Below are 18703 nucleotides of genomic sequence, written 5' to 3'. Positions count from 1 at the left end.
ATAAGTCACCCCGGATTAACTTATCGCATTTTATCAACATACAGGGAAGGAAATGAGTTTTTCTACAGTCTCAACGCTGCGTTCACTGGCTTGTCCGGTGAAACGCTTTGTTAGGTTTTTTAGAAGGAAGATAATATTGCATACTGATCTTCCATTGCTTCATATAAGTCATCAAAGGTGTAGCAAGTAATATGCTTACTATCAATGAGCGATTTCTCTACTCTCTGCTCAAACCGCTCATTGCAATCACCTCTATTTAAAGAGCTACTTCGCCCTATTATTAGCGCCCCAGAATAACTAATTTGATAAGATCCAAATTCAGACTTCATATTCTGAGTCTGATTATTTACGGACAGATGAAGATACCAATCAATCACTTGGCTATAACCGTGTTCAAACCTTGAGGCCCATGGATATACAGAAGTTTTCTTATTCTTAGTTTTATTGAATATCGAATTTTCTTTGGCATCTTCAAATTCGATAAACGAATAATTGCTTTGAGAGTCATTCGTCACTACGAAGTCGGAACGAAACTTTCCTATTAAGGGTAACTCATTATTGTATTTTTGGGGCGCATCTACACCAACGACCCGCCCCATTAGCAGAATCAACTGAGGCCTAACTTTGAAAAAATCAAGCAGTTCTGTTTCGCCTATCTCTGACTTTTTAACAAGTAGACTATTTAACTCATCTAATTCTTTTCTTAGCTGTTTTTTTTTCAAGTTGCCCTGTGTTTAGCGAGATCATGATTCTGACCTCATTACATTAGCTACAGTATCAACTTTTATGATATCTACTATGGTTATAGTGTCTTTGCTTTTGGAATAAATGACTCTATATTTCGAATCTACACTTCCTGAATATAAATTTCGGCCACCCTTCAACTTGTTTGGTTTAACCGATCGTTCATTATCTGACTTTATATACTCTACAGCCCTTCGAGCTTTAGCTTGAACATCTCTAGGAAGCGATGCTAGCGACTTCATGGCTTTTTGGCTAACTTTAACTATCATTGCTCTCCCGTTATTTCCTATAAAATTCGCTCAACGTACGCCGGAAACCTAACAGCTTATTAATAGGAATATTTCCTTTTAACCACGATAGGCTTTACCCCTGCCGCCGAATAGTTCCAATAAAAACAGCCGCCTAGGCACCAATATGCACCTTGCTCTCGGAATATATGGCACCTATTCCACTTATCCCAACATACCACCAAAAAAACCATGCTAAACAAGCACGTAGAGCTTTTACTTTCGAGTTAAGTGGAATTGCTCTCTGATGGCAATCAAACCGAGTCAATGCGGAAAATCAGTTTCGAACAGCCGCTTTGGGTCGAATAACGATGGCTGCAATGTGCTGAAGTCATTCTTTAATAAGTTAATCAGTTTGAACTGAATCGCACAGGTTGGTTTACAAGGCCCAGCAAGTGGGCAGCTATTATTGAATTCCATTTTAGTTATCTGTTTTTTTCCTTACATATTGATATTACGTTAATGCTCCTTTTGTGATCAATGATTAAATTCTAAGCACTTGATTTGGGTAAAAAGCACTCCTGCTCACGCCTGCGCAAAACGAGCATTGGGTGGGCTAGAGGAATTAAAGTAAGGGTAAAAAGCTCAAGCTATCAGGACTTAAGAGCAAGCAGCGTTTTCACAAGGGGGGGGGCTGAAAGGAAAGCAGAGTTTGTTTGTGGGCTAATTTTTCTCGCGGGCAGATGCTGTATGCACTGCGCAAAATCAGCGGCTTTTATTTTTATGTGCAAGCAATGTGGAGCCTTTGAGGTTTCTTAGGCCCAAACAAAAAAGGCCTGCATTGCTGCAGGCCATTTTAAATTATGGTGCCCAGAGGCGGAATCGAACCACCGACACGGGGATTTTCAATCCCCTGCTCTACCGACTGAGCTATCTGGGCAGTGTTTGCACAAGCTAGGGTTGGGCTGCTTGGCGAACGAGGCGCGTATTAAACCTGCAACATTGTTGCGAGTCAAGCGTTGATTTCACTTATTTTTGCCTACTTATCTTCCGGGGCGACGTAGCCTTCGATTTCGTCCAGGCCTTGATTGGCAAAGAACTTTTCCATCTGCTCGCTGAGGTAGGCACGGGCTGTCATATCCATCAGGTTGAGCTGCTTTTCGTTAATTAGCATGGTTTGGTGGCTTAGCCATTCCTGCCAGGCTTTGGCGCTGACGTTGTCATATAGTTCCTGGCCTTTGGCGCCGGGCAGAGGGGGCACGGGCAGGCCGGGCAGTTCTTGTTGGTATTTGCGGCAGAACACGGTGCGGGACATGCGGTTTCCTTCTGGCGGTGGCTTACAGGTGTAGCAGGGATTTTACCGGGGCGGCGAGGCCAACTTCCTGCGGAAAGTGGGGGTTATACCAGAGCAGCTGGCCCTGCTCCATGATTTTTCCGTGCTCGCGGCCAAGTTGAATTTCAACAGGGTGTATAAGCAAGCTGTAGTGGGAAAAGACGTGTTTGAATTTATCGCGCTTTTGCTGGGCCAGCACTTCGCCAAAGTGGCTTTGCACAAAGTCTTCGGGACTTTCGTCTAACTTGAGTTCGGGCAGGCTCCACAGGCCTCCCCAGATGCCGGTTGGGGGGCGAAGCTGCAGCGCGATTTCGCCGCTCTGGCGGCGGATAATAAGCAGTTGGGCTTCTTTTACCGGCTTGTTTTGCTTCGGTTTGCTGTAGGGGAAATCCTGTACCCGCTCAAGCGCCAGGGCTTGGCAGTCGGCTTTCATTGGGCAGGCCTGGCACTGGGCTTTACTGCGGGTGCACAAGGTGGCGCCGAGATCCATAATTGCCTGGGTGTAGTCGCCGCAGCGTTTTTTGGGCATGTGCTCTTGAGCGAGCTGCCACAGCTGCTTTTCGACCTCTCGTTTTCCCGGCCAGCCCTCGATCGCATGAAAGCGAGTGAGTACTCGCTTAACGTTGCCGTCAAGTATCGCCGTGCTTTGATTAAAAGCGATGCTCGCAATCGCGGCGGCCGTTGACGGACCTATGCCGGGCAGGGCCTGAAGTTGTTCCAGCTGTTGCGGCAGTTCACCGTTGTAGTGATCGCGAATCTCTTGGGCGCAGCGGTGCAGGTTGCGTGCGCGGCTGTAATAACCCAGGCCTGTCCACAGGTGCATAACCTCGTCAATGTCGGCATCGGCCAGTTGTTTTAGGGTCGGGAAGCGCTCGATAAAACGCAAAAAATAGGGGATAACGGTGCTCACCTGGGTTTGCTGCAACATGACTTCGCTTAGCCAGGTTTTGTAAGGGCTGGCTTGGTGTTGCCAGGGCAGGTCGTGGCGGCCGTGTTGGTCGAACCAGCGCAGCAGTTTGGCGCTAAAACTGTTGGTCATCGTTTCTCCTCGGCGGGCCATTATGCACGCGCATAAAGTGGGCGGCCAGCACTGTGTATTGGGCACTTTCTTGTTTTTGTGTTGTGCCAGCTTGTGAAGCCGGGCCCGGCTATGTTCTGAGCGAAGAGCATCGGCTACAATGCGCGGCTTTGTTAGATGTTCGGTGAACGCATGCTTAAAGAGACTGCACTGGTAGATTTGCACAGAGAGCTCGGGGCCAAGCTGGTGGACTTTGGCGGTTGGCTGATGCCTTTGCATTACGGTTCACAGATGGAAGAGCACCATCGAGTTCGGCAAGGCGCCGGCTGGTTTGATGTCAGCCATATGACCGTGCTCGATGTTCACGGTGCTGACGCCAAGCGCTATTTACAGTTTTTGTTGGCAAACGATGTTGCCAAACTGACCCAGCCCGGCAAGGCGCTCTACAGCGGCATGCTCAATGAGCGCGCTGGGGTTATTGATGACTTGATCGTCTATTTGTGTGACTTTGGCTATCGTGTGGTGGTGAACTGCGCGACTCGCGAAAAAGATTTGGCCTGGATGCAAAAACAGGCGGCTAACTTTGAGGTTAGCTTGATCGAGCGCGATGAGCTGGCCATGCTCGCCGTGCAGGGCCCTAAGGCGCGCGCTTTGGTTGGGCAATTGCTGCCTGTGCCCGATTTGGGTGTATTTGTCGGCGCCGATGTTAAGTACAAAACATCGAATGTGTTTGTCGCCCGCACCGGTTATACCGGCGAAGATGGCTACGAAGTGATTTTGCCCGCAAGCGAGGCTGTGGCTTTTGTTCAACAACTTGGCGAAGTGGGTGTTGCTCCGTGTGGTCTTGGGGCTCGCGATACACTGCGCCTTGAGGCTGGCATGAACTTATACGGCCACGAGATGGATGAAGCAATCAGCCCGCTCGAAGCCAATATGAGTTGGACGCTTGACTGGAGCGACAGCGGCCGGGACTTTATCGGCAAGAAAGCTCTGCTGCAGCAAAAAGCCGACGGCGTAAAAAACAAATTAGTTGGCCTGCTTATTAAAGGCAAAGGTGTGCTGCGCGCTGGGCAAGAAGTGCGCATGTCGGGCTCAGAAGCCAGTGGCCTGATTACCAGCGGCAGTTTTTCTCCGACGCTGTCTACGTCGATAGCTCTGGCCAGGGTGCCAGTGGAGTTTAATGGCGAATGCCAGGTTATTATTCGCAACAAAGAAGTTGCGGTCGACATTGTAAAACCCTGTTTTGTGCGCAACGGCGCCAACATTGTAAAAGCTATATAAGATAAATTAGGTGAGGCCTAAGATGAGTGAATTGCGAGACGAGCTAAAATATTTACCTAGCCACGAGTGGGCCCGTGTAGAAAGCGACGGTACTGTTACTGTGGGCATTACCGATCACGCGCAAGAGGCGCTCGGTGATGTTGTTTTTGTCGAGCTGCCCGAGCTCGGCTCTGAAGTCACTGCCAATACCGAAGCTGGTGTGGTTGAAAGTGTGAAGGCCGCTTCGGATATTTATTCGCCTGTCAGTGGCGAAGTTATTGCGGTTAACGAACAGCTTGAAGAAGCGCCAGAGACGGTTAATTCAAGCCCTTACGACGATGGTTGGTTTTTTAAAGTGAAGCCATCTGAAATTGGTGAGCTGGACAACGCGCTTGATGCCGAAGCTTATAAGGCGTCAGTAGAATAAAAAAGGGCTCCAATTGGAGCCCTTTTTCGTAAGGGGCTTAGTGTATTGCCGGGCTTTGTTTATTTAATAGCTGGCAATAACTTTAACGCTGTCGTTGACGGCGCCGGCATCAACATAACCAACGCTGCTGTCCGAAGCGCTGACCTCTGCAATTACGGCTGCATCGTCGGGCATTTCTTTGGGCGGAGTACCTTTGCCGGTAAATACAAGCTTGGACCAATAGGCTTTGACCTGGCTGTCACTTTTGCCTAATACCGTTTGATTAAAGTGGCTGGCGGCGGAGCTGCCCGCTTTTTGATTAACGGGTACGGCGTTGCTGCCGCCGATCTTTTTGCTTTTACCCAGGTAGAGCCGCTCAAGCTCTTTTGCATCAGCGCTGCTAATTGGGCTGGCGCTGCTGACTATAACGGCGATTTCGGCACTTGCAGAAAAACTTAAAGCCAGTAGAACTAATAAAATAAATGTCTTGTTCATGTTTAGTTCTCCTTAATAAACCGCGTCGATAACAAAGCGGTAAATCTGGCCACTTGTTCCATCGTCGTAGTCGACGTCTGAGCCTTCGATCTTAAATGCCGCTCCCGGAGTAAAGTCCCAGCGCACTCCGAGCGTGTTGGTGGTGCGATCGACAACAGCAAAGCGCTCGGCGAGCCCGTTTACTGCAAGTTTTGCCCCTGCACTTTGCGCCGAGAGCTCAGCGCCCCAAACTCCCGGGTCCAATACGGTGATGGTATCGGCGATTGCCGCCACGTCGTCATCAGCGCGGCTCTGAGTAACATGTAGCAGCACCGGGCCGATGTTGTAGCCGAGACTGACGTAGTTTCGATTTTGCTGATCAGTTAGGCCGGATTCAGCTTTGAGTTCGGTTGCTTCGGCAACAAAAAGAATATTGTTCCATTCAATTTTAATGGCGATCTCATCAAAGGTGTATTCGACGTCCTCAACACTTAGGTTTGATGCAGCTTGGGCATAACCCTGATCTCCGGTAACCGCTGTCAGTGTCTCCAAGCCATCTTGTAAAGCGCCAATGCTGCCGACAACGGGTATTGGGGCATCTTCAAGGCCAACAAAGTTTACCTTGGCTGCGTAGTGGTGGCTCGCTCTGAGTGTCAGCCACTCCCAGTTTAAGGTTAGTGCGAGGCCGGCTTGGTTGCGGATATCGGTTTCGACGGGCTCGCCGCTAACGGTAAATTCGCTGTCGACTGAACCGCCGTAAAACTGTGCAGTGAAGTCGGTGGCGCCAAGCGGGGTGTTGTAAACAACGTCAAAGCCGTCGATGCTATCTGCTGGAAGAGAGTAAACATCATTCGGTGGGCTGATCCAGTGGTAGGCATAACCGACTTCGAGAAAGTCAGAATAAAGATAAAAAGGAGTTCGGAAGCGCCCGAGCCTGAGTGTTGTTTTATCCGTGGCTTTATAGCTCAAATAGGCCCAGGAGACGTCGACCTCCATATCTTCGTCGCCGCGTGCGACGATCTGGCCTGTGGCGCTGAGTTTATCGCTAATATCCCCGGTTAGTTGCAGGCCGAGTATGCTTTCATTGTTGAAGGTCAGGTCTTCTTCGTAGCCGAAAAGGCCGTCCTCTGAGGCCATACCGCCGCCAGCGGTAATAAAGCCGTTCCACTGTAGCTCGGCTGAAGCTTGCGCTGCAGCGAGGCCAAGGCATAAGCTTCCCGCCAGTGCAATGCTGGCTTTATTATTGGTGCTCATGTAAATCTCCTTTTTATTAAAAGAGGGGGGTTAAACTTTGAATTGACTGGTGATGTGTTTGAGCTGCTCGGCCTGGGTGTGCAGGGCTTCACTGCTATGGCTCAGGGCTGCGGTTTGCTGATCGGCCTCAACGGCGATGCTATCGACATGCTCAACGTGCTCTAAAATGCTTTGCGCTAGTTGTTTTTGGCCTTCGACCGCGTGGGCAACCTCTGCGCTAACGCCTTGAATATTGGCCATTGAGTTGGCGATGAAATTCAGTTGCTCGCTCGCCAGGTGAGCTTCTTCGACACTTGCGCGCGCTTGTTCGGTTGAGCTTTTCATCGAGCTGCTAGCGCGCACCGCATTTTGCTGCAGCTGGCTGATTAGAGTGTCGATCTCTTCGGTGCTCTGCTGGGTTTTGGATGCAAGTGAGCGCACTTCATCGGCAACAACGGCAAAACCACGGCCCTGTTCGCCAGCGCGAGCGGCCTCGATGGCGGCGTTTAGAGCCAGTAAATTTGTCTGTTCGGCAATGCCGCGGATGACCTCGAGTATCATGCCAACTGAGCCAGTATCGGACTCGAGTTGGCTGACAACACTTGAGGCTTCTTCCATCGCATCGGCGAGCCGGCTGATATTGTCTGCAGTGCTGTTAACAACTCGCTGACCTTCGCTGACTTTGTCGTTGGCGAGCGTGGCTTCGTGAGAGGCCTGATCGGTATTGCTGGCAACGCCGCCGATATTGTCGTTGACTTCCGCCGCAGCGCGAGCCGCTTCGCTACTTGCCGCCCGCTGCTCTGAAATTTGCCGCGTAGTTTGGTCAACAACGCGGTTTAGTTCACTGGCAACATCGCCAAGTGGCGCCGCGCTGTGTATCACCTCTTTAAAGGTTTGCTGCAGCTTTTCCATAACGTTGTTAAATTGGCGAACAAGCTGGCCAACTTCGTCTTGGCTTGCCTGGTGGATGCGGGTAGTTAGGTCGCCCGAGCCCTGAGCCATATTTTTTAATGAATAGCGAACGGAATTTAGGTTGTGGCGAACATTAAGTGCGATAGGAATGCCAACCATGCACAAAATAATGAGCGTGCCGATGCCGATGCTCACGCCCATCATCAGGGCCCGGCTATTGCTTTCATTGGCCTCGTCAACCAGTGCTTGTAGGCTTTCTTTTTGAACTTGCTCGAGTTCGGTCAAGGCTTCGGTTACCGACCTAAATGCACTGGCTTTATTTTGTGAAAGCCCACCCACTTGACTGAAATCAATGGTGTCTTGAACGATGCCGCTGCTGAGTTCGTGAGCTAAACGAAAGTAGTGTTCTTCAGCGCGAATCAGGCTGTCGATTCGTTCGCCGGGAAATAAAGACTGGATATTGCGCAGGCTTTCATCGAGTTTGGCTTTGGTGGTTTCGGCTTGAATAATTTGTTCGGTCTCACCGGTTGTTACCGCCAGCTGTAATTGATCATCAATGCGCAGCAGCAGGTTTGAAGCGTTCTGAGCTTCAAGTAGCAGGGGTACCTGCACCTCGCCAATTTGTGTCAAATTATTTTTGTTGACCGAGGTTGAGAACATATTTGCCACAACGTACAGAGCAAAACCTAAGCTCGCGGTGACAATAATTAAAATGATTTTGTTAAAAATACTTAAGCGCAAAACAAGCCTCGTGCTCTAAAACGCGATATACCATTTAGGTATAGTCGAAGCTTGCTAAATGCGCGAGTGTTTAGCTCAATTGTAATAATCGATGGCGCCGAGACCGAGTTCGCGAATTTGTTCTTGCAACGAGGCAAATTCATATTCGCTCAGGCCACAGTATAAAAGTACGTTGTCTTTTATTTGCAGCCACTCGTGATCGATTTCTTGTTGGCCGAGTACGCGGTAACTGGCGCAGCAGTGCTCTGCCATCTTGAGTATGGTCAGCAGGGTTTTTTTAGTGCTATCAGCTTCGTCCTTTTGCAGCACCTTAAGCACGTGATGGTGTTCGTGGATGGCTTCGCACATATAGCGCGGAAGATTCCAGCTTTTGCCGACGTAATAACCGACAACAGCGTGATTGGTTTTTATTAGTTGGTTTTCGGTTTCGGTGATGCGGCGGTACTCGCAGGCATAGGACTGTTGAATAACGTCGGCGTAATTATTGATGCGGCTCATCAGTAAGGGGACACCGGCATTGTGAAAGAGGCCGAGCGTGTAGGCTTCATCAACTTGATTAAAGCCGATTTGTTTGGCGATAACCGTCGACGCTTGGGCAATCTCCATGGCGCTGTCCCAAAAGCGGCCGAGAGAAATAATATCGTCGTCGCTGAGTGCCCCTTTAATTGAGTGGGCGTTGACAAGATTAACCACACTGTTCACGCCAAGCAGGCTAACTGCCTGTTGAATGGAGGTGATGGTGTTGCTCAGTTTGTAAAACGGGCTGTTGACGATTTTTAATATGGCGCCGCTTAGGCCGACGTCTTGCGAGATGAGTTTGGCAATGTTGCTAATGTCGCAGTCGGGGTTTAGTTGTTCCATTTGCAGATCGACGAGGATCTGCGGTTGAGGCGGAATGCTGATGCCCTGAAGAATGCTTTGTATTTGTTCCTGGCTGAGTTCTGGAGGCATGGCCACTGCTCGACACGCTGACTCTTATGAGTCTAGCCTAGCCTAACCGAGCAGCAAGCTTGCCCAGTGCTTAAATCAGTGACTTAAGTTGCTTGTAAAACGCGCTTAAAACTTGCTTTTGCTGTTCCGCATCCAGGCTTTGCATGTGCTCTGCCTGCAGCTGGCTCTGGCTTTGTTTTATGACTTGCGCAAGTGCGTCGTATTCGGGGTTGGAGTAAAAAGCTAAGGCAGCATTAAAGCTTTGCACCTTGCTCACCTGGCTTTGAAAGGCTGCAAACAGAGCTTGCTGAGCCTCGCTGTCTTCAGTGTTGCTGAGTTGCTGTTGCAGTTGGCCAAGCGCCAGCAGTGTCTGCGTGAGCCCGGCAGAAATTGCCGTGCGAATAGATTGCACCTGTTGCTGCGGAGTTAGTAGCTGCCAGCTTGCTCGGCTTTGTTCTTGTTTGCTGAGGCTCTGTTCTAGTCGCTGGCAGTCCTTGACCAGCAGTGAGGCCTGCAGTTTTAACAGTTGCCTGCGGCGCATGCTCGGCAGCTCATCGACAGAGCTAAACTGCTGCTCAAGCATTTGCTGGTCGAGCTCAGTATAAGCCCGGTAATCTTCGCTGCCGCGCTTTTGCTCTTCGCCAAAAAGCATAAATTCGATAGCGTAGAGGCCGAGTACGACCTCTTCGCGGTCGGTGAGGCCGTGCTGGTTGCGCAGTTGGGGCTCGTTGAGTTCAACTCCGATATCGTAGACCAGGCCGGAATATGGGTAGGGGCCAAAGCGGTCTAAATAACCGGGTTGGATCGGCTGTGCGGCGACATCGTAAAGTCTTAACTGAACCGGGCCAAAGGCGGTTGCTTCTACCAGGCTTAGTTGCTCAAGTAAGCTGAGCTGTAAAAAGCTCTGTTCGGCATCGCGCCAGGCTTGCTGGGCGGCGACAAGATGCGCTTGATCGCTGTTTTGTAATAGGGCGTCAATGGCGCTTTGTAAAAATTCGGCGCGCAGCAGGGCTTGTTGCGCTGCCGCTGCAAAACTTGCCCAAAGTGTGCTGTTGGCTGAATCGAGGTTTAACTCCGTTTGAGTTACCTGAGTTTGTTTTTGTTGCTCTTGTTTTTCGCAGGCGCTGAGTATGAAGGCAAAGCTCAGGGCAATAACGATATACAGCTGTTTCACGCGGTGATCCTGGTTGGGCATTAGGCTTGTTCGCAGCTAACGCAGGCTGAGTATAGGCCATGAGGCGCTTGTCGCGCTTTGCTTTAGCGTCGGGTCTGGGTCGACCGCCCTGGGTTTGCCAACCAGCTTCAGCAGCGGCAGATCGTTGAACGAGTCGCTGTAAAAATAGGCCTCGGCCAAATCAAAGTCACACTCTTGTTGTTCTAGCCAGGCGTTGAGCCTAATAACTTTGCCTCCGGCGTAACACGGCGTGTCTGCAATATTGCCGGTGTAGCGGCCGTCGATTATTTCGCCTTCACTGGCGAGCAAGTTGGGGATGCGCAGCTTGTTGACGATGGGCTCGGTTACAAATCGGTTGGTGGCGGTAATGACTAGCAGCGTGTGCCCAGCCTGACGGTGCTCGTCGACCAGGGCCTCGGCCTTGAGCAGCCAGATAGGCAGGATTTTTTCTGCCATAAATTCGCTGTGCAATGTGTTTAGCTGTTCGCTGCTGAACTGAGTGAGGGGCTCGAGAGCAAAACGCAAATAGGCTTCTATATCAAGCTCGCCACGGCAGTAATCTTCGTAAAAACGATCATTGCTTTGTTTGAAGCGCTCGCTGTCGACAAGCTGTTTTTCGACAAGAAACTCTCCCCAGAGGTGATCGCTGTCGCCCGCGATCAAAGTGTTGTCGAGATCAAAAATGGCTAAGGTCACGGTGTGCTTAATTCCTGAATCTGGCTCAAGCCGAGCTTGCTTATCTAAGTAAAATTGCTGATGAAGAGCGATATTTGTGAAACAATAGCGGAGGATTGTAACAGTTATAGGGGGAGCAAGGGTGCTCGATGCTGATGGTTTTCGCCCAAATGTAGGGATAATACTTGCCGACCAGCAAGGGCGTTTACTGTGGACCCGACGCATAGGCGGTCAAGACGCCTGGCAGTTTCCTCAGGGTGGTATCGATAACGACGAGGCGCCTGAAAGTGCTCTTTACCGCGAGTTAATGGAAGAAGTTGGGCTGAGCCCGGCCGATGTCAAAATGCTCGGGGTGACCCGCGGCTGGCTGCGTTATCGATTGCCAAAGAAACTTGTGCGGCCTAAAGAGCCGCAGTGTATTGGCCAAAAGCAGAAGTGGTTTTTGCTTGAGTTAGTAAGCGAAGAGCGGGCCATCGACCTGAATACAAATGGCAAACCTGAGTTTGATACCTGGGATTGGGTTAGCTATTGGTACCCACTTTCCAAGGTTGTCTCTTTTAAGCGCGAAGTTTATCGCAAAGCCTTAAAAGAGCTCAGCCCCATCTATCATCGCCGTTTCGGCGAGCTTAAATCCGGGCACAGAAGCGGTACACATTAATGCTCGACTCATTGCGACGCATAGTTCAGGAGGTCAATACGGCCGCCAGTTTACGCGAGGTGTTAAACATCATCGTCGCGCGTGTGCGCTCGGCAATGGATACCGAGGTGTGCTCGGTCTACCTGCGCGAAGGCAAAGAGCATTTTGCGCTGATGGCGACCGAGGGCTTGCGCGCTGAAGCTATAGGTAAAGTCAGGCTTGAGCGCGGCGAGGGCTTAGTCGGTTTGGTTGCCGCTCGCGAAGAGCCGCTGAACCTCGATAAGGCCGATTCCCATAAAGCTTATCGCTATTTCCCAGAAACCGGCGAAGAGGTGTTCAGCTCGTTTCTCGGTGTGCCGATTATTCATCACCGCCAGGTTCTCGGGGTGTTGGTGGTACAGGAGACCAAAAACCGCAAGTTTGACGAGGGCGAAGAAGCTTTTTTGGTGACCATGTCGGCGCAGCTCGCTGCGGTGATTGCTCATGCAGAAGCGACCGGTGGTTTGGCGGAGATAGGCCAGAAGGCGGAGGCGCGCTTTCTCGGGGTCGGCGGGGCACCTGGGGTTGCGATTGGTAAGTGTGTAGTGATTACGCCGGTGGCCGATTTAAAGGCCGTGCCGTTTGCAAAAAGTGACGACGTCGACGCCGAGCTTCAGTATTTTTACGACAGCATAGAGGCTGTTAAGAAAGATATCAGCGGCTTGAGCGCCCAACTTGAAAGCCACCTCAATAAAGAGGAGCGCATCCTCTTTGACGCATACGCCGGCCTGCTTGACGATGCCTCGGTTGGCGGAGAGGTGGCCGAGCGTATCCGCAGTGGCTTAAGTGCTCAGTACGCCTGGTCGGAAGTGATACTCGAGCACGTTGCGGTTTTCTCGCGTATGGATGACCCATATCTGCGTGAACGGGCCAGCGATGTGCGCGACTTGGGCGCCCGGGTGCTGGCTTATTTGCAGCAAGCTTCGCCAGAAGACAAGCAGTATCCCGACAACACCGTGTTAGTTGGCGAAGAACTGACGGCGTCGAACTTGGCCGAGGTGCCGGTCGATAAGCTGGCGGGCATTGTGTCGATACGCGGGTCTTCGAACTCCCACATCGCTATTTTGGCGCGCTCGCTCGGCATACCGACGGTGATGGGGGCTGTTGACCTGCCCTTTACCCGCCTCGAGGGGCACGAAATTGTTGTCGACGGTTATCGCGGCGCGGTATATAGCGATCCAAGTGAGCAGGTAAGGGTCCACTACGAAGAGATTCTCAACGAAGACAAGCAGCTGGTTGCGAGCCTTGAATCGATAAAAGATTTGCCGTGTGAAACGGTCGACAAGCACCGCGTTGAACTGTGGGTCAACACGGGCTTGGTGGCGGATGCGATGCTGTCGCTTGAGCGCGGGGCCGAAGGTGTTGGCCTTTATCGCACTGAAATACCTTTTATGTTGCGCGAGCGCTTCCCCAGTGAAGAAGAGCAGCGCGTGGTTTATCGCGAGCAATTGAGCACCTTTGCGCCGCGCATGGTCACAATGCGCACCCTCGATATTGGTGGCGATAAAGCCCTGCCGTATTTCCCTATTAGTGAAGACAACCCTTTTCTCGGTTGGCGCGGTATTCGGGTGACGCTCGATCACCCTGAAATTTTCCTCGGTCAAGTTAGAGCCATGCTCAAGGCCAGTGAGGGGCTCGATAATTTGCGCATTATGCTGCCGATGATCAGCAATGTGCCCGAGCTCGAAGTGGCGCTCATGCTTATTTATCGCGCCTACGACGAAATCAAAGACGAGGGCTATGAGGTTAAGATGCCCCCGGTTGGGGTGATGATTGAAGTGCCCGCGGCGGTTTATCAAATTGACGCTATTGCCGACCGGGTTGATTTCCTCTCAGTCGGCTCCAACGACCTGACCCAGTATTTACTTGCGGTGGATCGCAACAACCCGCGTGTGGCGGATCTGTATCACAGCTTGCACCCGGCGGTGCTCAAAGCGCTGGCGACTATTGCCGCAGATGCGCGGGCAAAAAATACGCCGGTCTCCGTCTGCGGTGAACTCGCCGGTGACCCGGCTGCGGCACTGTTGTTGGTGGGCATGGGATATGACATGCTGTCGATGAACGCCACAAACCTGTTAAAAGTTAAATCCGTTATTCGCGCCGTCAGCTCCGAGCAAATCCGCATCTTGCTCAGCGATGTGCTCGGCCTTACCGATGCCCCCAGCGTTAACCGCCGCCTTGAAGAAGCGTTCAAGCGCGCAGGTTTAAGCCGGGTCATGCGTTTTGGCTCGGAATCTCATTTTGTCGATTAAAAGTCATCTTTAACGCGCAGACTGAGCCTTTTCTATTTATGGAGCCCCTATGTTTACCTACCCGGAAATAGACCCCGTTGCGATAGCGCTCGGGCCGTTGAAAATTCACTGGTACGGAATTATGTACCTGCTGGCCTTTGCCTCGGCGCTCGGTCTTGGCCTGTTGCGCGCGCGCAAAAGCTGGAGCCCGGTTAAGCCCAAGCAGATGGAAGACGCGGTGTTTTACGCTGCTGTTGGTGTTGTTGCCGGGGGCCGCATCGGCTATGTGGTGTTTTACAATTTTGCAGATTTTGTTGCCGACCCTCTGTGGTTATTCCGTTTGTGGGAGGGCGGCATGAGCTTTCACGGCGGCATGCTCGGTGTGGTGGTGGCGATGTGGCTCTATACGCGCAAGATAAAGCAGCCGTTTTTGAAGATGATGGACTTTGCTGCACCTTTGGTGCCCGCGGGGTTATTTTTTGGCCGTATTGGCAACTTTATTGGCCAGGAATTGTGGGGGCGGCCAACGGACAGCGCTTGGGGCATGATTTTTCCTAAAGATCCCGAGCAGCTTAGTCGCCACCCATCCCAGCTTTACGAGGCTTTTCTCGAGGGCATTGTTATATTTGTCGTGCTGTGGATTTACTCGCGCAAACCGCGCCCAACGGCGGCGGTCAGTTCGCTGTTTTTGATTCTCTATGGCAGCTTCCGTTTCACGGTTGAATTTTTCCGTGAGCCGGATGCCCATATTCAGTTTGATCTGTTTGGCTGGATGACTCGAGGGCAAATCCTCTGTGTTCCGATGGTGATCATAGGGCTTATATTTTTTGCAGGTGCTTATATCAAAGCAAATAGAGATGGGGCGGCCAAGGTGCAAGATAATAGGAGCAACGCGTGAAACAGTATCTCGATTTAATGCGCCACGTTCGCGACAACGGGGTTAAAAAGTCAGACCGGACAGGCACCGGTACCATCAGTGTTTTTGGTTATCAGATGCGCTTTGACCTAAGCGAAGGCTTTCCCCTTGTCACCACAAAAAAATGCCATTTAAAAAGCATTATTCACGAGCTGTTGTGGTTCCTAAAAGGCGATAGCAATATCAAGTACCTCAACGACAATGGCGTTAGTATTTGGGATGAGTGGGCGACAGAGACCGGCGAGCTCGGCCCGGTGTACGGCGTTCAGTGGCGTTCTTGGGCGCGTGGCGACGGCACTACGATTGATCAAATTTCTGATGTTATTGAACAGATAAAAAATAAGCCCGATTCGCGCCGTTTGATTGTTAGTGCGTGGAATCCCGCGCTGTTGCCCGATGAAGGTGTCGCACCGAATATCAATGCCGAGCGAGGGCTGATGGCCCTGCCTCCGTGTCACACACTGTTTCAGTTTTATGTGCTCGATGGCAAATTGAGCTGCCAGCTCTACCAGCGCAGTGCCGATGTATTTCTCGGGGTGCCATTTAATATTGCTTCGTATGCTTTGCTTACCTTGATGGTGGCCAAGGTCTGCGACTTAGAACCGGGGGATTTTGTGCACAGCTTTGGCGATGCGCATTTGTATTTGAACCATATGCAGCAGGTTGAAACGCAGCTCCAGCGCGAGCCTTTTGCCAAGCCAACGATGCATTTAAACCCGTCAGTTAAAAATATCTTTGATTTTAGTTACGACGATTTTGAACTGCGCAATTACCAGTGTCACGAGCGCATCAGCGCGCCAATTTCGGTGTAAATATTATGGAAATGCATATTGTTGTAGCGATGGCGCAGAACAACGTTATTGGAGTTAACAACAGCTTGCCGTGGAAATTACCTGCGGACCTGAAGCATTTTAAGGCGTTGACGATGGGGCACCCGATGGTTATGGGGCGCTTAACCTATGAAAGCATCGGCCGACCGTTACCGGGGCGCACCACCATAGTCGTAACCAGGGATGAAAAGTGGCGGGCAGCGGACGGTGTCATCGTTTGTCACAGCTTAAATGAGGCGCTTTCCTGTGCAACCGAGCTCGCAGCGGACGACGGTTTAGACAAGTTTATGATTGTAGGTGGCGCCAATATATACACTCAGCTTATCGAAAAAGCCGATGTTCTACATGTTACCGAAGTTGAACTTGACATTGAGGGCGATGCATTTTTTCCGCAAATAAACAAGGCTATTTGGAAGGAATTTGATCGACAGCAATATCCCGCCAGCTCTGGCTCAGAGCCGTCTTACGCCTTTGTAAGCTACAAAAAAATGGCACCCTGAATAGAAACTGAGCTAGTGTTACCTCGGTGTTACCCGGTGCGGTAACTGGGTCTGATTGTGTTACCTTTTGTTATGCTTGGCGTGACCTCTTATAGGGCTTCCTTATTAAGGTTTGAATGTTACAAAGAGGTCTTATTAGAATCGTTCGTCTGAATTTTAGGCTCCGGGCTGACTATACTTCAGTGATATTTGGCCTAGAGTCAGTAGTTTGCCGTTCCAAGTTATTGGAATTCTTTTTTTGTCTTAGTACCCAGGTTGGGGGGAATATGAACAAACATCAGCGAGTAAAGGCGGTACTCTTGGGTACAGCCGTTTCTGCCGGGGCAATGTTTAGCAGCGTTGCACTTGCAGATAAAGATATCGACAAGGTTTTGGCTGCCAGTCAGTCAAAAACCGTTGCCGCACAAAAATCTCAGCAGCGCATTAACAAAATGGCTGAGGAGTCCGGTGATCTGCTGCAAAAATACAAATTGGTCAGCAAAGACATTGAAGGCCTCAAAGTCTACAACGCTCAGCTGAGCAAGCAGATCGAAAAGCAGCAGCAAAAAATCCAGGAGCTAAACGACTCCATCAATAACATTACCGTGCTGCAGCGTCAGATTCCGCCTCTGGCTGTCCGCATGCTTGATGCCCTGGAGCAGTTTGTTGAGCTCGATATGCCGACTCAGCTGGATATGCGCCTTGAAGAGATTGACAAAGTCCGCGACAACATGGATCGCGCCGACTTCTCTATCGCTGAAAAATTCCGCCAAGTTCTTGAGCTCTACGCTATTGAAGGCGAAAGCGGCCGCAAGCTTGAGACCTATACCGACACGTTGAACATCGGTGGCCAGGATCGTGAAGTAGACGTGTTGGCCATCGGTCGCATAGCCCTTGTCTACCAAACTAAAGACACCAAGTTGACCGGTGCCTGGAATAAAGAAAACGGTGCTTGGGAAGAACTCGATGCAGGTACTTACCGCAACGCCATTCGCCAAGCCATCAAGATTGCTAATAAACGTGCGTCTATCGACGTTCTGCAACTGCCTATCATCGCTCCGGAGGCTGCGCAATGAGAACTGTTAAATCCGCAATTGTAGGTCTCGTTACCGCCGGCCTGATGTCTATGTCTTTTGGCGCCTTTGCCCAGGATGACAAAGCGGCCTCTCTCGATGAGCTGCTGAAAATGGTAAATCAGAGCAAGATCGGTGAGACCAAAGAAAGTCGCAGCCGCGAAGCTCAGTTTAAAAAGCAGCGCGCTCAGCAAGCTAAGTTGCTCGAGCAAGCAAAAGCCGAAAAGGCCGCTCAGGAAAAACGCTCCGAGCAGTTAGAGGCACAAGCAAAAGAGCTTGAAGCTGAAATTAAAAAAGCGCGTACTTTGCGTGAAGAGCGTTTAGGTGCTCTGAACGAGCTCTTCGGTCACATGACTTCAACCGCCGGTGACTTGCGCTCTAACATTGAAAGCTCTCTGGTCAGTGCTCAGTTCCCCGGTCGCGAAGAGTTTCTGAGCGAGCTGATTGACAAAATGAACAGTGAAACCAAGCTGCCTACTACGGCTGAGCTTGAAAAGCTGTGGAGCCTCTTGCTTCAAGAAGTTATTGAGTCGGGCAAAGTGACCAGCTTCAGCGCCAGCGTGAGCGACCCTTCTGGTAACCAGAATCAGCGCACTGTTGTTCGCATCGGTAATTACAACCTGGTTTCAGACGGCAAGTACCTCGAATTTAACCCTAAGTCGGGCAACTTAAGTGAGCTTGCTCGTCAGCCTGCCAACAACAACAGCTTGGCTTTGCAGAACGCGACTTCTGGTTTTACCAAAGTCGGTGTTGACCCTACCGGCCCTGCTGGAGGTCAGCTGCTCAAAGCCTTGATCGATACACCTAACCTCAAAGAGCGTTGGCAGCAAGGTGGTTTTGTTGGTACTTACTTCATTACCCCAATTTTTGTTATCGGTCTGTTGATTGCATTCATTCGCTTTATTGCCCTCGGCGGTATTGGTGCGAAAGTAAGCAAGCAGCTTAAGTCTAAGAAGGCCAACCCGAACAACCCACTTGGCCGCGTGTTGAAAGTTGCTGAAGACAACCCTGGCATCGACACCGAGTCACTTGAGCTCAAGCTTGAAGAGGCCGTATTGAAAGAGCGCCCGGCAATCGAAAGTTTGCTGCCAACGCTGAAGATTATCTCTATGGTTGCACCTCTGCTGGGTCTGCTCGGTACGGTTACCGGTATGATTGTGGTCTTCCAGGCCATCACCATTTACGGTGCGGGTGATCCTAAAGCTATGGCTGGCGGTATCTCTAGTGCTCTTGTAACCACGGTAATGGGTCTGATTGTTGCGATCCCAACCGTACTGCTGCACACCTTCTTGAGCGGTAAAGCCAAGCGCATCACTCATATTCTCGAAGAGCAAAGCGCCGGTATCATTGCCAGAAAAGCCGAAGGCTAAG

The 18703-nt window shown here is 50.9% G+C and carries 19 protein-coding genes and 1 tRNA gene; 9 read left to right on the top strand and 11 right to left on the bottom strand.

Annotated features, from left to right (window positions below; translation table 11 throughout):
• Positions 1-119: 119 nt before the first annotated feature.
• The 5 genes from CFK45_RS04430 to mutY form a co-directional block, all read right to left on the bottom strand.
• Complete coding sequence (locus tag CFK45_RS04430) at positions 120-722, bottom strand: Shedu anti-phage system protein SduA domain-containing protein (RefSeq protein ID WP_096085208.1); 603 nt, start codon at positions 720-722, stop codon at positions 120-122.
• A 21-nt stretch (positions 723-743) separates the two neighbouring features.
• Positions 744-986: a type II toxin-antitoxin system RelE family toxin gene (locus CFK45_RS18935; protein WP_422652286.1), complete on the bottom strand. Its 243-nt coding sequence runs from the start codon at positions 984-986 to the stop codon at positions 744-746.
• A gap of 849 nt (positions 987-1835) precedes the next feature.
• Positions 1836-1911 (bottom strand) — tRNA-Phe (locus tag CFK45_RS04420).
• Between the two features lie 99 nt (positions 1912-2010).
• A complete protein-coding gene (locus CFK45_RS04415) occupies positions 2011-2286 on the bottom strand; it encodes an oxidative damage protection protein (protein ID WP_096085206.1) in 276 nt (91 codons plus the stop codon).
• 22 nt (positions 2287-2308) lie between these two features.
• Complete coding sequence (gene mutY / locus CFK45_RS04410; RefSeq protein WP_096085205.1) at positions 2309-3343, bottom strand: A/G-specific adenine glycosylase; 1035 nt, start codon at positions 3341-3343, stop codon at positions 2309-2311.
• A 171-nt stretch (positions 3344-3514) separates the two neighbouring features.
• Between mutY and gcvT the strand changes: the two genes are divergently transcribed.
• The gene (gene gcvT / locus CFK45_RS04405; protein ID WP_096085228.1) at positions 3515-4603 is read left to right on the top strand and encodes a glycine cleavage system aminomethyltransferase GcvT; all 1089 of its coding nucleotides are present in this window, start codon (positions 3515-3517) and stop codon (positions 4601-4603) included.
• Between the two features lie 22 nt (positions 4604-4625).
• Positions 4626-5009 (top strand): glycine cleavage system protein GcvH, encoded by a 384-nt coding sequence (gene gcvH, locus CFK45_RS04400; RefSeq protein ID WP_096085204.1) that lies wholly within the window; start codon positions 4626-4628, stop codon positions 5007-5009.
• 63 nt (positions 5010-5072) lie between these two features.
• Here gcvH and CFK45_RS04395 read toward each other — a convergent pair whose 3' ends face one another.
• The 6 genes from CFK45_RS04395 to CFK45_RS04370 all read right to left on the bottom strand — a co-directional run bounded on the left by CFK45_RS04395 (position 5073) and on the right by CFK45_RS04370 (position 11148).
• Positions 5073-5483 (bottom strand): type 2 periplasmic-binding domain-containing protein, encoded by a 411-nt coding sequence (locus CFK45_RS04395; RefSeq protein ID WP_096085203.1) that lies wholly within the window; start codon positions 5481-5483, stop codon positions 5073-5075.
• Between the two features lie 12 nt (positions 5484-5495).
• The gene (locus CFK45_RS04390) at positions 5496-6716 is read right to left on the bottom strand and encodes a hypothetical protein (RefSeq protein WP_096085202.1); all 1221 of its coding nucleotides are present in this window, start codon (positions 6714-6716) and stop codon (positions 5496-5498) included.
• Positions 6717-6746: 30 nt separating this feature from the next.
• Positions 6747-8348, bottom strand: a complete 1602-nt coding sequence (locus CFK45_RS04385) for a methyl-accepting chemotaxis protein (protein WP_096085201.1) — start codon at positions 8346-8348, stop codon at positions 6747-6749.
• A 75-nt stretch (positions 8349-8423) separates the two neighbouring features.
• Positions 8424-9299, bottom strand: a complete 876-nt coding sequence (locus tag CFK45_RS04380; RefSeq protein WP_096085200.1) for an HDOD domain-containing protein — start codon at positions 9297-9299, stop codon at positions 8424-8426.
• A 70-nt stretch (positions 9300-9369) separates the two neighbouring features.
• Entirely contained in the window at positions 9370-10452 is a 1083-nt protein-coding gene (locus CFK45_RS04375; RefSeq protein WP_158224601.1) for an imelysin family protein, read from the bottom strand.
• Positions 10453-10488: 36 nt separating this feature from the next.
• A complete protein-coding gene (locus tag CFK45_RS04370) occupies positions 10489-11148 on the bottom strand; it encodes a histidinol-phosphatase (RefSeq protein ID WP_096085198.1) in 660 nt (219 codons plus the stop codon).
• Positions 11149-11269: 121 nt separating this feature from the next.
• Here CFK45_RS04370 and CFK45_RS04365 point away from each other — a divergent pair, with 121 nt between their 5' ends.
• From CFK45_RS04365 to CFK45_RS04335, 7 genes are all read left to right on the top strand, one after another.
• On the top strand, positions 11270-11785 hold the full coding sequence (locus tag CFK45_RS04365) for an RNA pyrophosphohydrolase (RefSeq protein WP_096085197.1): 516 nt from the start codon (positions 11270-11272) through the stop codon (positions 11783-11785).
• Positions 11785-14055 (top strand): phosphoenolpyruvate--protein phosphotransferase, encoded by a 2271-nt coding sequence (ptsP, locus tag CFK45_RS04360; RefSeq protein ID WP_096085196.1) that lies wholly within the window; start codon positions 11785-11787, stop codon positions 14053-14055. Before CFK45_RS04365 ends, ptsP begins: the two co-directional genes overlap by 1 nt.
• A 49-nt stretch (positions 14056-14104) precedes the next feature.
• Positions 14105-14932 carry a prolipoprotein diacylglyceryl transferase gene (gene lgt / locus CFK45_RS04355; RefSeq protein ID WP_096085195.1) on the top strand — a complete coding sequence of 276 codons (828 nt, stop codon included), beginning with the start codon at positions 14105-14107 and terminating at the stop codon, positions 14930-14932.
• Entirely contained in the window at positions 14929-15762 is an 834-nt protein-coding gene (locus CFK45_RS04350) for a thymidylate synthase (protein ID WP_096085194.1), read from the top strand. The genes lgt and CFK45_RS04350 overlap by 4 nt, the downstream gene beginning before the upstream one ends.
• A gap of 5 nt (positions 15763-15767) precedes the next feature.
• Entirely contained in the window at positions 15768-16280 is a 513-nt protein-coding gene (locus tag CFK45_RS04345) for a dihydrofolate reductase (protein WP_096085193.1), read from the top strand.
• Positions 16281-16546: 266 nt separating this feature from the next.
• Positions 16547-17335 carry a DUF3450 domain-containing protein gene (locus CFK45_RS04340; RefSeq protein ID WP_096085192.1) on the top strand — a complete coding sequence of 263 codons (789 nt, stop codon included), beginning with the start codon at positions 16547-16549 and terminating at the stop codon, positions 17333-17335.
• On the top strand, positions 17332-18702 hold the full coding sequence (locus tag CFK45_RS04335) for a MotA/TolQ/ExbB proton channel family protein (RefSeq protein ID WP_096085191.1): 1371 nt from the start codon (positions 17332-17334) through the stop codon (positions 18700-18702). The genes CFK45_RS04340 and CFK45_RS04335 overlap by 4 nt, the downstream gene beginning before the upstream one ends.
• Position 18703: the final 1 nt, after the last annotated feature.

Origin of the sequence: Agaribacterium haliotis, assembly GCF_002312815.1 — a bacterium.
In the GTDB taxonomy this organism is placed as follows: Bacteria; Pseudomonadota; Gammaproteobacteria; order Pseudomonadales; family Cellvibrionaceae; genus Agaribacterium; species Agaribacterium haliotis.
The sequence above is the reverse complement of the archived record's forward strand: the minus strand, read 5'-3'. Positions and strand labels throughout refer to the sequence as shown.